Origin of the sequence: Microtetraspora sp. AC03309 (genome assembly GCF_020826795.1) — a bacterium.
Classification (GTDB): domain Bacteria; phylum Actinomycetota; class Actinomycetes; order Streptosporangiales; family Streptosporangiaceae; genus Microtetraspora; species Microtetraspora glauca.
In genome coordinates this window covers 108,834-122,338 of the sequence record NZ_JADDIL010000012.1, presented here as the reverse complement: position 1 = coordinate 122,338, position 13,505 = coordinate 108,834, and the positions used below count along the sequence as shown (strand labels likewise).

The following is a 13,505-nucleotide window of genomic DNA, read 5'->3' as shown; positions in this document are numbered from 1 at the left end:
AATCGACAACCGGTCGATCCCTCCCGGAACGGGGTGACCCCACGTGCACGAATTCGGCATCGCCGAAGCGATCCTCGACGCGGTCGAGAAACGCGCCGCAGGCCGGCCCGTACAGCACGCCCGCATACGCGCCGGAGCGCTCCTGCGCATCACCGAACCCGTGATCAACCAGGCGTTCGCCGTCGTCTCCGCCGGATCACCCGCCGAAGGCGCCCACCTCGAACTCGTCATCGTCCCGGCCAGGCACACCTGCCGTACCTGCCGCCACGTCACGACCTCCGACGACGTCTTCGCCACCTGCGCCGGCTGCGGCGGCATCGACATCGAAACCGAAGGCGGCGACGAACTCATCCTCGAATCCATCCAGACGGCGGAGGCCACACATGTGCCTGGGAATCCCCGGCGAGATAGCGGAGATCCTGTCGGACCCTCCTGAGCTCGCCATGGTCGACGTCAGCGGCGTACGACGCGCGATCAACATCGGCCTGCTCGAGAACGAGGACCTCGCACCCGGCGACTGGGTTCTCATCCACGTCGGCTTCGCCCTGTCCAAGATCGACGAAGTGGAGGCCGCCGCCGCGCTCGACTTCCTCAAGAGCATCGGCGAGCCGTACGAGGACGAGATCGCCGCCCTCCGCGAATCCACCATCGAACAGGGGTGAACATCCGATGCGTTTCGTCGACGAGTACCGCGACGCCGGGCCGGCCCGCGCGCTGGCCGCCCAGATGGCCGAGCTCTGCCGGCCCGGCCGCGCCTACAAGTTCATGGAGGTCTGCGGCGGCCACACCCACACCATCTACAAGCACGGCCTGGAGGACTACCTCCCCGAAGCCGTCAGCCTGATCCACGGCCCCGGCTGCCCCGTCTGCGTCATCCCCATGGGACGACTCGACGACGCCATCCACATCGCCGAGCAACCCGACGTCATCATGACCTCGTTCGGCGACATGATGCGCGTCCCCGGAGGACGCGGCTCCTTCCTGGACGCCAAAGCCCGCGGCGCCGACATCCGGATGGTCTACTCACCCCTCGACGCCCTCAAGATCGCCCGGCAGAACCCCCGCAAGCGCGTCGTCTTCATGGCCATCGGCTTCGAGACCACCGCGCCCTCGACCGCCATGACCGTCCTGCGCGCCGAAACCGAGGGAATCCACAACTTCTCGGTCTTCTGCAACCACGTCACGATCATCCCGGCGATCAAGGCCATCCTCGACTCGCCCGACCTGCACCTCGACGGCTTCATCGGCCCCGGCCACGTCTCCGCCGTCATCGGCTGCCGGCCGTACGAGTTCATCGCGCACACCTACGGCAAGCCACTGGTCGTCACCGGGTTCGAACCCCTCGACGTGCTGCGCTCCGTCCACCAGATCCTCGCCCAGCTCGCCGAAGGCCGAAGCCAGGTCGAGAACCAGTACGCCCGGGTCGTCCCCTGGAACGGCAACGCCAAGGCGCTCAACGTCATCAGCCGCGTCATGGAACTGCGCCCCTACTTCGAGTGGCGCGGCCTCGGATCCATCTCCCACTCGGCGCTCAAGATGACCGAGAAGTACGCCGCCTACGACGCCGAACGGATCTTCCAGATCCCCGGCGTACGCGTCGCCGACCCCAAGGCATGCCAGTGCGGCGAGGTCCTCAAGGGCGTGCTCAAACCGTGGGAGTGCAAGGTCTTCGGCACCGCCTGCACCCCCGAGACACCCATCGGCACCTGCATGGTCTCCTCCGAAGGCGCCTGCGCCGCGTACTACAACTTCGGCCGCTTCTCCCGGGAACGCGTCAAGGAGGCGACCCGCCGGTGACCCCGGAACACACCACAGAGCACACAACAGAACACACCACGGCCCCCGCCCCGGGCCAAGCGCCCGGGGGAGAGACCACCGCCCTGTGGGCCGAATCCGCCGTACGCGAGGCCGGCCCCCTCCACCGCCCCACCCGCGAGGACCAGGTACTCCAACGCATCGAACGCGCCCGCCGCGGCAAGGCCCGCGTCAGGGAGGACCTCGTCACCCTCGCGCACGGCGCCGGAGGCAAGGCCACCCACACCCTGATCGAGGCCGTGTTCCTCGAGGCGTTCCGCAACCCGCTCCTGGAACCCCTCGGCGACGGAGCCGTCACCGGCACCCTCGCCCTCACCACCGACGCCTACGTCGTCAGGCCGTTGTTCTTCCCCGGCGGCGACATCGGCGACCTCGCCGTCAACGGCACCGTCAACGACCTCGCCATGTGCGGCGCCACCCCCCGCTACCTCTCCGCCGGATTCATCCTCGAAGAGGGCTTCCCCATCGCGGACCTGCGCCGCATCACCGCCTCCATGGCCGCCGCCGCCCGCGCCGCCGGCGTCTGGATCGTCACCGGCGACACCAAGGTCGTCGAGAACGGCAAAGCCGACGGCTGCTACATCACCACAGCCGGAGTCGGCACCCTCGACCGGGGCGCCACCCTCAGCGCGGCCTCCGTCACGCCCGGAGACGCCGTCATCGTGTCCGGCCCCATCGGGGAACACGGCATGACGATCATGCTCGCCCGCGGTGAACTCGACCTCGAAGCCCACCTGACCTCCGACACCGCACCCCTGCACGACCTCACCGCCCGGCTGCTGTCCGCCTGCGGAGGTCCCACCGGCGCTGTCGGCGGCGCGGTCCGCTGCCTGCGCGACGCCACACGCGGAGGAGTCGCCACCGTCCTCAACGAACTCGCCACCGCCTCCCAGGTCTCCATCGTGCTCGACGAGAACACGATCCCGATCCGCCCGGACGTACGCGGAGCGTGCGAACTCCTCGGCATCGACCCGCTCTACGTGGCCTGCGAAGGCCGCATGATCGCCGTCGTGGCCGCCGGGCACGCCGACGCCGCCCTGGACGCGCTGCGCGCCCACCCGCTCGGCGCGGATGCCGCGATCATCGGACGAGCCGGCGACGACCCGCCCGGCCTGGTCCTGCTCAAGACCTCCTTCGGCGGCACCCGCATCGTCGACCTCCTCGTGGGCGACCCGCTCCCGCGCATCTGCTGACCCCGGACGGGACACGCGGCGAGCCGCAGGCCGCGGGCGCGCTCCGCGCGGTCGCGCCCGGCCCGCGTACCCGCTGCTGCCGCCGTCCATGACCATGAGACGCTCGAACCCATGGGGACCAGACACATGAGAGCCGCCTACGTGACCGAGCTCGGCCCCGCAGAACGCATCCACGTGGGGGAACTCCCCGTACCCGAACCCGGCCCCACCGACGTGCTCGTCCACGTCACCGCCGTGGCGGCCAACAACGTCGACACGTTCGTCCGATCCGGGCTGTACCGCACCCCCACCCCCTTCCCGTTCGTCATCGGACGGGACCTCACCGGCACGGTCGCCAGGACCGGCCCCGGCGTCACCGCCTTCACCGAAGGCGACCGGGTCTGGTGCAACAGCCTCGGCCACGGCGGCCGCCAGGGCTCCTTCGCCACCTACGCCGTCGTACCCGCCGACCGGCTCTACCCCCTGCCGCCCGGAATCGACCCCGGCACCGCCGTCGCCGCGCTCCACCCGGCCGCCACCGCCTACCTCGGCCTCTTCCGCGAGGCGCGGATCCGCCCCGGCGAGACCGTCGTCATCGGCGGGGGAGCGGGCGCGGTCGGCTCCTGCGCCGTCACCATGGCCGCCGTCGCCGGAGCCCGCGTCATCGCCACCGCACGCCCCGACGACGCGGAACGATGCCACACGCTCGGCGCCACCGAGGTCATCGACTACCGCGACCCACACCTGCTCACCCGGCTCGGGAAAGCCGCCCCCGACGGCATCGACGTCTACTGGGACACCTCCGGACACCACGACATCCCCGGCGTGACGCCACTCCTGGCCCACGGCGGCCGCCTCCTGCTCACCGCCGGCATCACCGCCCGCGCCGAACTCCCCGTCGGATCGCTGTACACCAGGGACGCGCGACTGCTCGGCTTCGCGATCTCCAACGCCACCACCACCGACCTGGCCGACGCCGCCAGACTGGTCAACCACCTGCTGGCCGCCGGACACCTGCGCGTACGGCTCGACGAGGTCCTGCCCCTCGACCAGGCCGCCGAGGCGCACCGCATGCTGGAGGACGGCCAGACCTCGGGCCGCATCGTGCTCCGCCCCTGAACGCCCTGGTCAACCAGCTGCCGCGGGCGAGAACACCGGAACCACGGCATCCATATCACCCAGTTATGGAAACTTGTGCGGTGTTCAGCAGATTCGTTCCGTGTCAGCTTTGGTCCAGTCCAGGCGCCTCGGGCCGGACGGTTTCCCAGGTCGTACGGTGTCGGCTGCCCACCCACACCCGCCGTCGCGATGGGGGAGTACGACAGGTCCGGGCCGGGTGCCTCACCCCCGACATCGAGAAGGCCACTGATGGACACCGAGAACACGCCCGCCGAGCAGGAGAGCAAGGGAATCAGCCGCAAGACCCTGCTCAAGGCCGCCCTGGTCGCACCGCTCCCGCTGCTGGTCGGGCAGCTTCCCGCGCTGGCCCGCGACGCGCGGACGACGGGCGAGCCGCTGGCCCCCACCCCGTTCTGCTCCGACGACGACGACCCGACGGTCCCGCAGACCGAAGGCCCGTACTTCAAGCCCAACTCGCCGCTGCGCACCACCCTCTCCGGACCCGGCACCCCGCTCACCCTGAGCGGCTACGTGTTCGGCCTCGCCTGCCAGCCGCTCGCCAACGTACTGCTGGACTTCTGGCAGGCGGACACCAACGGCGCCTACGACAACGTCGGATTCACCTTCCGCGGCCACCAGTTCACCAACGCCCAGGGCGCCTTCACCCTCACCACCATCGTGCCCGGCCTCTATCCGGGCCGTACCCGGCACATCCACGTCAAGGTCCAGGCGCCCAACCGCCCGATCCTCACGACGCAGCTCTACTTCCCCGGCGAACCCCGCAACAGCACCGACACGATCTACGACCCCCGGCTGCTCATGAACGTCCGCACGGCCAACCCCGGCAAGGAGGCCACGTTCGACTTCGTCCTCAACGTGCCCGGCCAGCCGCCCGCCAGCCCGTCACCGAGCGCGTCGCCCAGCACCTCTCCCGGCGGCACCTGGCGCGCGGGCACCACCTACAAGGCCGGCGACCAGGTCACCTACGGCGGCGCGACCTACCGCTGCCTCCAGGGGCACACGGCCATGGCCGGCTGGGAGCCCCCGAACGTCCCCGCACTGTGGCAGCGCGTCTGACGATGCCCGGCTCCCGTCGCCGACCGGCCTCCGAGAGACACGGCCGGCGGCGGGAGCGCACACCACGGGAGCACGAGCGGCGACAGCGACCCACCGCACGCCCCTGCCCAGGCGGCCCCCGGGCGGAAACGGCTCAGGCGGGAACGACCGGCTCCTGTAGCTCGGTCACCCACGTCGCGGGGTCCTCGTCACACTCCAGGGTGAGCTCCCGCGCGTACCCGGCGGACCGGAAACCGTTGGCGTCGATCCAGCGACCCAGCGCCTGGGACGTATGCAGAACGTCGTCCATCGACCCACGGTGCACGACCGTCGCGGCCTGCTCGACGCCGGGCAGGTCGACGACCGAGAAATCGGCGCCGGGCGGCACGTCCGCGGCGACCGTCATCCCGGCATGCACAGTGATCATGCCCTCGCCCAGCGGGGAGTCCTCGTAGTAGGCGAGCCCGGGACCGGCCGGCACCACGCCCGCGGCGTCGAGGCGGCGGCACAGTTCGTCGTACAGCGGCTTGATGACCGGCCCGATGTCCTCCGGAGCGTAGCTCGCGGCGGTCCCGGTCAGCTCCGCCACCCGGACACCCGGAATGCTCTTGATCACGATGTCGTCCATGGACATGCGTCCCTCGGTTTCGATGGTCCGGAGCCTCGCCTCGACCTGAGCCAGCCGCGCAGCCGCGGCGGCCATGGCCGCTTCGAGTTCCGCCTGCCGCAGCCGCAACATCCCGCGCAGCCTCTCCGTGCTCACGCGCTCGTCCAGGATCGACGCCACCTGCTGGAGCGTGAAGCCGAGCCCCTTCAGGGCGATGACGCGATTGAGCCGGGCGAGCTGGCCGGCCTCGTAGAAGCGGTAGCCGCTCGCCGGATCGACGCGCGCCGGGCGAAGCAGCCCGATGGCGTCGTAGTGGCGCAGCATGCGGACCGAGACACGGCCGTGTCTGGCGAAGTCTCCGATGGTGAACATGACGCCTTCCATTGCAGAGCCTCACACGATGTCAGGGTCAAGTCTGGAACCCTCCTCGCGCCGGGCGGTACGGGAGGGCCCCGGCGCGGACGCCTTGGGGGAGGGCTTGTCAGGCGCGACCTGACGGTCTAGTGTGCGATCACACCGTCAGGTCACGCCTGACAACCGTCGATACGGGAGGACCGCATGCCCGCCCCATCTCTGGCCGACGAGAAGATCCACTGCTCGTTCTGCGCGAAATCGAAGACCGAAGTGGAGAGAGTGATCGCCGGCGCCGGCGTCTACATCTGCAACGAGTGCGTGCATCTCTGCACCCTCATACTCGACACACCGGCCGCGCCCTCCGCCGCCCCCTCGGACGCTTCCTCCGCGACGACCGAGATCCCCTGGCCGGACACCATGACCGACGAGGAGATCCTCGACCTCCTGCCGCGCGTCGCCTCCGTGAGCGCCCAGGTCGACGCCAGCCTGCAGGTCTGGGTGACCCGGCTGCGCGACAGGGGCGTCACCTGGGCCAGGATCGGCGCCGCCCTGGGCATGACTCGGCAGTCGGCCTGGGAGAGATTCTCCGGAGAGGAGTGAAACACGGCCCCGGAGCCGAGAAACCGCAGGCCGAAACGGGATCCGCGACCACCCGCCAACCATGCGCAGTGAAACTTTCACCGCCGGTTGACGCCCGAGGCGCCAGCCCACAGGATCATGGTGCCTCCTGGTCAGGAGGGGGCGTCAAGTGACTGCCGCTACCCATGACGAGGTGTGCCGATGCCCGAAATCCCGTTACGAGTCGCGTCCGCCGTCCTGCTGACGCTGACCGCCCTGAACGTTCCCACCGCGTACGCCGACGACGTCACCCCGGTCGCGGTGACCGTCAACGCGCGCGCCGCCCTCGCCACCGTCCCCGAAACCGGCATCGGCACCAACCATGCGATCTGGGACAGCAACCTGGGCACCGACGAGACGGCGGACCGACTCAAGGACGCCGGGGTGAAGCTGCTGCGCTACCCCGGCGGCTCCTACTCCGACATCTATCACTGGGCCGACCACACCGCTCCCGGCGGCTACGTGGCGCCCGACACCGACTTCGACACCTTCATGCGCGGCGCGCGGCGCACCGGAGCGCAGGCGATGGTGACCGCCAACTACGGCACCGGCACCGCCGATGAGGCAGCCGCCTGGGTCCGCTACGCCAACGTCACCAAGGGATACGGCGTCAAGTACTGGGAGATCGGCAACGAGAACTACGGAAACGGCCACTACGGCGCCGCCTGGGAGGCGGACGACCACGCCGACAAGAGCCCGGCCGAGTACGCCCGCAACGTCGTCGCCTACGCCGAGGCGATGAAGGCGGTGGATCCGACCGTCAAGATCGGCGCGGTGCTGACCACGCCGGCCAACTGGCCCGACGGGCTGATCGCCGGCGGCGACGACGGAACCTGGAACAAGGTCGTCCTGTCCATCGCCGGACCGAAGATCGACTTCGTGATCCTGCACTGGTACCCCGGCGCCTTCGACAAGGCCGGCCACATCACCGACATGCTCGATCTCACCCGCCGGCAGATCGCCGAGCACGCGGGACCCGGATCGGATCGGATCGGCATCGCGATGACCGAGTTCAACACCGGGACCAGCAGCAACGGCACGAACACCCAGCCCGGCGCGCTCGCCGCCGCCGACGCCTACGCGACGCTGCTCGCGAACGGGGTGTTCACGGTCGACTGGTGGAACGTGCACAACGGCATCGGCAATGTCACGCAGGTCGAGGGGCAGACCGACTACGGCGACTTCGGCCTGCTGTCGTCCGCCACGTGCACCTCTGACGGCAGCGTCTGCGAGCCGCCGTTGAACACTCCCTTCGCGCCGTACCACGCACTGCGGATGATGAGCGTGTTCGCCCGCGCCGGCGATCAGTTCGTCCGGGCCGCCAGCGACCAGGCGAAGGTCAGCGCGCACGCCGTCCGCCGCCCCAACGGCGACCTGGCGGTCATGTTGATCAACACGTCGTCCGACACGTCCTACCCGGTCACGATCGGCTACTCCGGCTTCAGCCCGGCCACCGGGGCGCCCACCGTGCTGACCCACGCCAACGGCGCGACCGGCATCACCAGCTCGACCTCGGGGAGCGCGACCACCCGGACGCTGCCGCCGCTGTCGCTGACCACCGTCGTCGTGCATCCCAGCTCCGCGCAGACCGGGCTGCCGGGCGCGCCCGGACAACCGAAGGCCTCGACGGTGACGGACACGACCGCCACGATCACCTGGCCCGCCGCCTCCACCGGTACGCGTCCGATCGTGAAGTACGAGATCTACCGCGACAACGGAGCCGTCAGCGAGCAGCTCGGTGAGACCGCCGGCACCTCCTTCACCGTCGGCAACCTCAAGCCGGGCACGCGGTACACGGTCAACGTGATCGCGCGCGACAGCGGCGGCGGCGTCTCGTGGGCCTCCCCGCCGCTGACGTTCACGACCGGCACACCCGCCTCCAGCTCCTGCGCCGTACGCCTGACCGACCAGTCCGACTGGGGCAACGGCTACGTCGGCGCCATCGACATCACCAACAACGGCGCACCGATCAACGGCTGGACCCTGAACTTCGACTGGCCCAGGACGTGGCAGAGCCTGGGCAGCGGGTGGAGCGCCGTCTGGACGCAGAACGGCTCGAACGTCAAGGTCGTCAACGAGCCCGCCAACGGCTCGCTGCCCACCGGCGCGTCGACCACCATCGGCTTCGTCGGCAACTACAGCGGCCCGAACATCCTCCCCGCCGTCTTCACCCTCAACGGAACCGTCTGCACAACGCGGTGACACGCTGATCCGGGGCCGTCCCGCGCGGACGGCCCCGGACACGCTCACGACCTGGCAAGGGCACGCCGGCGACTTCGCGGAGCCATTACCGCCACCGGATCCGGGCTTCAGCGCCGGGTGAGGCTACGGCGAAGGCCCTGGACTCAGCGGCGCAGGACGGTCTCCCGCTCCATACGCGACAGCTTCTCGGGATTGCGCACGGCGTAGAGCCCGGTGATGAGGCCGTCGTCGACACGCACCGCCATGACGGTGTCGATCTCGCCGTCGAGCCGGAGAATCAACGCCGGGTAGCCGTTGACCTGCGCCGTCTGCAGCGAGTACCCGCCCAGCCTGGCGGCCAGGAGAACCACCCCGCCGACCCCCACGACGGGCTCCAGTGCGGCCCGCACGACTCCACCACCATCACCCAAGAGGACGACATCCGGCGCGAGGACGTCGAGCAGGCGTTGCAGATCGCCCGTCTCGACCGCCCGCTGGAACGCCTCGAGCGCGCCGCGGGTCTCGGCCGGAGAAACGACCCCGCGCGGTCGACGCGCGGCGACGTGTGACCGCGCCCGGTGCGCGATCTGGCGGACCGCGGCCGGGCTCTTGTCGACGGCCTCCGCGATCTCGTCGTAGTCCAGATCGAACACCTCGCGCAGCACGAACACCGCACGCTCGGTCGGCTGAAGCGTCTCCAGCACCAGCAGCATCGCCATCGAGACGCTGTCGGCCAACTCGACATCCTCGGCCACATCGGGCGCGGTCAGCAGCGGCTCGGGCAACCAGGGGCCGACGTAGGACTCCTTGCGCCGGCCGAGCGTACGCAGCCGGCTCAGCGCCTGCCGGGTGGCGATCCGGACCAGGTAGGCACGCTGATCCCGCACGGCATCAAGGTCGACCCCCGACCACCGCAACCAGGTCTCCTGCAACACGTCTTCGGCGTCGGCGGCCGAGCCGAGCAGCTCATAGGCGACGGTGAACAGCAGATTTCGGTGGGCGACGAACGCCTCGGTGGCGGGGTCCGGGCGGTGGTCCTGGCGCATGTCCCCGCCGGGATCTCCGGGCGCGGTCCGCGACGTGTCGGCCAATGGGTGGCTCCTGTTCGCTCTCGACTGTGTCACCCACCAGACGCCGGGGCCCGCCGTTTTGTGACACCACGACGGTAGCCAATTTGTCGACCGCGGCCGAATGACGCGACGCCGATCCGGCGTCACGAGGAGCGGTGCGTCAGATATCCCCGACGGGCCACCGCATGTGGCGCACATCACATAACCGCGCTGTCACAAGGATCGGGCCGTCGGCATCTTGTGTTCGTTCAGCGCAGCACACACCGACACGAGGGACGCATCGTGGAACCCCGCTTGAACCTGGCAGCCCGCTCGCGGCCACGTCCATGACGTACACCGCCTCGGCGAGCAGGGTGATCATCGATCGCTCGACGCCGCCGACCGCCTGGGCGTCATCACCCGGTTGCCCGGCGGCGACTACCAGCCCGGCCGGTTCGGACCACGAGGATTCCCCCGTATGGAAGGAACGTCATGAGTTCAGCGCGTGAAACCCTTCGCCGCGACTTCGGCGGCGACATCATCGAACCGGGCGGAGCGGAGTACGCATCGGCCAGTCGCTCGGTACTGGCCTCGGGTAGCCCGGCCTACGTTCTACGTCCCGACAGCGTCGGGGACGTGCGAGCGGGTGCCAGATTCGCTGCCGACGCAGGGCTTCCACTGTCCGTGCGAGGCGGCGGCCATGGCTTTCCTGGCTTCGGCACCAACGACGGCGGCGTCGTGATCGACCTCAGCACGCTCGCGACCGTGGAGATCATCGACAAGGAGCGTCACCTCGTGCGGATCGGCGGCGGCGCCACCTGGGGGCAGGTCGCGGCCGCCCTGGCCCCGCATGGCCTGGCGATCTCCTCAGGCGACACCAAGAGCGTCGGTGTCGGTGGGCTGACGTTGACCGGCGGCATCGGCTGGAAGGTCAGAAAGTACGGCCTGGCCCTGGACAACGTGGTCGGCGCAGAGGTGGTCACGGCCAGCGGAGAGGTCGTGCGTGCGAGCGCGGGGGAGAACCCGGAGCTGTTCTGGGCGCTTCGCGGTGGCGGCGGCAATTTCGGGATCGTGACCGCCTTCGAGTTCGCGGCGCACCCGACGACAGACGTCTTCCACGGCAAGATCGCCTTCCCGGCATCGGAGGCGGCCACCGTGCTCCAGGGTTGGGCGGACTACCTCCGCGCCGCCCCCGAAGAGCTCACATCCATCGCGAGCTTCGCCAATCCCTTCGCCGGCGGCCCCCAAGCGCCGGTCGAGATCCACGTCGCCTTCGACGGCCATGACCCGGAGCTCGCGGCCGAGGCCATCGACCCGATCCGCCGGCTCAGCACGGCGATCGACGACGATATCGCGCTGAAACCCTGTGCGGACACGCTCGTGGATGGCGCGACCCCGCCGCCTGGCATCCAGCTTGTCACCCGAAGCGCATTCGTCGACAAGGAGTCGGTGTCCGAGGTCCTGCGGATCCTCGCTGAGGTCGGGGCGTCGGAGCGGTCGCCGTTCATCGCTGTCCGCAGCGTCGGCGGTGCGGTGTCCCGAATCCCCGACGATGCCACCGCCTACGCACATCGCCGGGCGGAGTTGATGGTCGTGACCACCACCGCGGGTCCGACGCCGGTCGTCGAGGCCGCTCGTCCTGCTCTGGAAGAGATCTGGGGGAGACTCACACCTCACGTCAACGGCGTCTACGCGAACTTCCTCTCTTCCGCCACCGAGGAGGATGTCGCCGCGATCTATCCAACGGAGACCTACAAGCGGCTCGCGGCGGTCAAGCGTCAGTACGACCCCCGCAATCTCTTCGCCCGAAACCACAACGTCCGCCCTCAGTAGGCCGTGCGGACCATCCAAGCCGTCTGCGGCGCCCCGGCCAGTTCGGACAACAAGGAGTAGCCGGCGCCGCACACCGTTCTCCTTGCCGTCATTGCCGGGGCCGCCCCAGAGCGGGGCGGCCCCGGCAAGGCAGGGGTCAACCCTGACATTTGGCGACCAACCGGACGCCAGGGGGCGATCAGCGACCCCTCACCCACGCGAGAGCCTCACCCGGCCGACCATCACTCCTAATCAGGATTGATTTACCTACGGGCATTAGGTTAATTTAATGACATGAGGCAAGATCGGAGGCTCCGCCGGCGCAACGAGACCGTCCAGGAGATCCTCGACACCGCGATCGAGGTCATGGCGGAAGAAGGCGTGGCCGCGCTCAGCCTCGCGGAGGTCGCACGACGGATAGGCATCCGCCCGCCCTCCCTCTACCAGTACTTCCCGTCGAAAATCGCCATCTACGACGCACTCTTCGAACGCGGCATGCGCCGATCGGTCGAGATCCTCGCCCCCTACCGCGCCACGATCGCCGACGACCCATGCGGCGCCATCGCCGCCGGCCAGGAGGCGACCATCGCCTGGATGACGGCCAACCCAGTGCTCGCGCAACTCATGTACTGGCGACCGGCACCCGGATTCGAACCTTCCTCCCAGGCATTCGAACCCGCCGTACAACAACTGGAAATCCTGCGCGAGGCACTCCAGGCCGCCGTGAACGCCGGACAACTGGCACCCGCCGCGGCGAGCGAGGAGGGCCTCGCCCTCTACACGGTGCTGATCTCCGGGGTGATCAGCCAGCAACTCTCCAACGAACCGTCCGCGCCCCCCGGACAGGGACGCTTCACCCGGTACGCGCGCACGGCACTCGACATGTTCTTCCGCTACTACGCCCCCGAGGAGGGCGAGACCGATGATCCCATCCTTCGTCGAAGCCGCACGGCTGCCCCAGACTGATCGCGACCAGGCCGCGCCGATCTCCGACGCCGAGGGCCGCGCGACACTCGCACTACTCGGAGAGCTCCGCCACGACGACTGGGCACGCCCCACCGACTGCGTCGAATGGGATGTCCGCACCCTGGTCTCCCACCTCGTCGGCCAGTGCGAGGACAACATCCACCTACGCACGATGATGCGGCGGCAGCTCACCGGACGGCGACGATACCCCGGCAAGATCGCTCTGGACGCCCACATGGCCGTACAGATCGACGACCACGCCACGGAAACCGGACCGGCACTCGTCGAGGAGTTCGCCCGGCTGTGGCCCCGCGCCGTACGCGCCCGCCTGCGGAGACCGAGCACGCTCCGACGCGTCACGATCGACAGCGGCATACCCGGCACGCCCCGGATGCCCATCGGCTACCTTCTCGACGTCATCTACCCCCGCGACCTGTGGATGCATCGCGTCGACCTCGCCCGCGCGACGGGGCGGCCGATCACCACGGGGGAGCACGACCGGCAGATCACCGAACAGGTCATCCGCGACCTGGCACTGACCTGGACGGGCCCACCGATCGCACTGGAGCTCACCGGCCCGGCCGGAGGGTCCTGGCTGATCGGCACCGGCGATCCGGCGGGAGTCGTACGAGCGGACGCCGTGGCATACATGCGCGCCCTCGCCGGCCGCGACGACGACGTGCGCCTGGAACTCGTCTCCGGCGACTCGACCGCATCCGCCGCCGCCCGCCAGGCCAGAGTCGTCTTCTGACGCCC

Annotated in this window: 13 protein-coding genes; 11 read left to right on the top strand and 2 right to left on the bottom strand. The window is 69.6% G+C overall.

The window, feature by feature from the left end; translation table 11 throughout:
• The first annotated feature begins 43 nt into the window (after window positions 1-43).
• The 6 genes from IMZ11_RS09330 (at window position 44) to IMZ11_RS09295 (ending at window position 5,183) form a co-directional block, all read left to right on the top strand.
• A complete protein-coding gene (locus IMZ11_RS09330) occupies window positions 44-436 on the top strand; it encodes a hydrogenase maturation nickel metallochaperone HypA (protein ID WP_061254804.1) in 393 nt (130 codons plus the stop codon).
• Complete coding sequence (locus tag IMZ11_RS09325; protein ID WP_061254673.1) at window positions 384-662, top strand: HypC/HybG/HupF family hydrogenase formation chaperone; 279 nt, start codon at window positions 384-386, stop codon at window positions 660-662. The genes IMZ11_RS09330 and IMZ11_RS09325 overlap by 53 nt, the downstream gene beginning before the upstream one ends.
• Before the next feature lie 7 nt (window positions 663-669).
• Window positions 670-1,797: a hydrogenase formation protein HypD gene (gene hypD, locus IMZ11_RS09320; protein WP_228639599.1), complete on the top strand. Its 1,128-nt coding sequence runs from the start codon at window positions 670-672 to the stop codon at window positions 1,795-1,797.
• On the top strand, window positions 1,794-3,008 hold the full coding sequence (hypE, locus tag IMZ11_RS09315; protein WP_228639597.1) for a hydrogenase expression/formation protein HypE: 1,215 nt from the start codon (window positions 1,794-1,796) through the stop codon (window positions 3,006-3,008). Before hypD ends, hypE begins: the two co-directional genes overlap by 4 nt.
• A 126-nt stretch (window positions 3,009-3,134) precedes the next feature.
• Window positions 3,135-4,106: an NADPH:quinone reductase gene (locus IMZ11_RS45100; protein ID WP_255706199.1), complete on the top strand. Its 972-nt coding sequence runs from the start codon at window positions 3,135-3,137 to the stop codon at window positions 4,104-4,106.
• 249 nt (window positions 4,107-4,355) lie between these two features.
• Window positions 4,356-5,183: a carbohydrate-binding protein gene (locus tag IMZ11_RS09295; RefSeq protein ID WP_228639594.1), complete on the top strand. Its 828-nt coding sequence runs from the start codon at window positions 4,356-4,358 to the stop codon at window positions 5,181-5,183.
• A 133-nt stretch (window positions 5,184-5,316) separates the two neighbouring features.
• Here IMZ11_RS09295 and IMZ11_RS09290 read toward each other — a convergent pair whose 3' ends face one another.
• Entirely contained in the window at window positions 5,317-6,141 is an 825-nt protein-coding gene (locus IMZ11_RS09290) for a MerR family transcriptional regulator (protein ID WP_228639592.1), read from the bottom strand.
• Between the two features lie 186 nt (window positions 6,142-6,327).
• Between IMZ11_RS09290 and IMZ11_RS09285 the strand changes: the two genes are divergently transcribed.
• Together IMZ11_RS09285 and IMZ11_RS09280 are read left to right on the top strand one after the other, a co-directional pair.
• Window positions 6,328-6,723: a ClpX C4-type zinc finger protein gene (locus IMZ11_RS09285; protein WP_228639590.1), complete on the top strand. Its 396-nt coding sequence runs from the start codon at window positions 6,328-6,330 to the stop codon at window positions 6,721-6,723.
• 180 nt (window positions 6,724-6,903) lie between these two features.
• On the top strand, window positions 6,904-8,943 hold the full coding sequence (locus tag IMZ11_RS09280) for a cellulose binding domain-containing protein (protein ID WP_228639588.1): 2,040 nt from the start codon (window positions 6,904-6,906) through the stop codon (window positions 8,941-8,943).
• 143 nt (window positions 8,944-9,086) lie between these two features.
• On the opposite strand, the gene IMZ11_RS09275 is transcribed toward IMZ11_RS09280, so the two are convergent.
• A complete protein-coding gene (locus IMZ11_RS09275; protein WP_228639652.1) occupies window positions 9,087-9,968 on the bottom strand; it encodes an RNA polymerase sigma-70 factor in 882 nt (293 codons plus the stop codon).
• Window positions 9,969-10,463: 495 nt separating this feature from the next.
• On the opposite strand from IMZ11_RS09275, the gene IMZ11_RS09270 reads away from it, so the two are divergent.
• From IMZ11_RS09270 to IMZ11_RS09260, 3 genes are all read left to right on the top strand, one after another.
• A complete protein-coding gene (locus IMZ11_RS09270) occupies window positions 10,464-11,804 on the top strand; it encodes an FAD-binding oxidoreductase (protein WP_228639586.1) in 1,341 nt (446 codons plus the stop codon).
• 273 nt (window positions 11,805-12,077) lie between these two features.
• Window positions 12,078-12,749 (top strand): TetR/AcrR family transcriptional regulator, encoded by a 672-nt coding sequence (locus tag IMZ11_RS09265; RefSeq protein WP_228639584.1) that lies wholly within the window; start codon window positions 12,078-12,080, stop codon window positions 12,747-12,749.
• Window positions 12,706-13,500, top strand: a complete 795-nt coding sequence (locus tag IMZ11_RS09260; RefSeq protein WP_228639582.1) for a maleylpyruvate isomerase family mycothiol-dependent enzyme — start codon at window positions 12,706-12,708, stop codon at window positions 13,498-13,500. The genes IMZ11_RS09265 and IMZ11_RS09260 overlap by 44 nt, the downstream gene beginning before the upstream one ends.
• Window positions 13,501-13,505 lie beyond the last annotated feature (5 nt).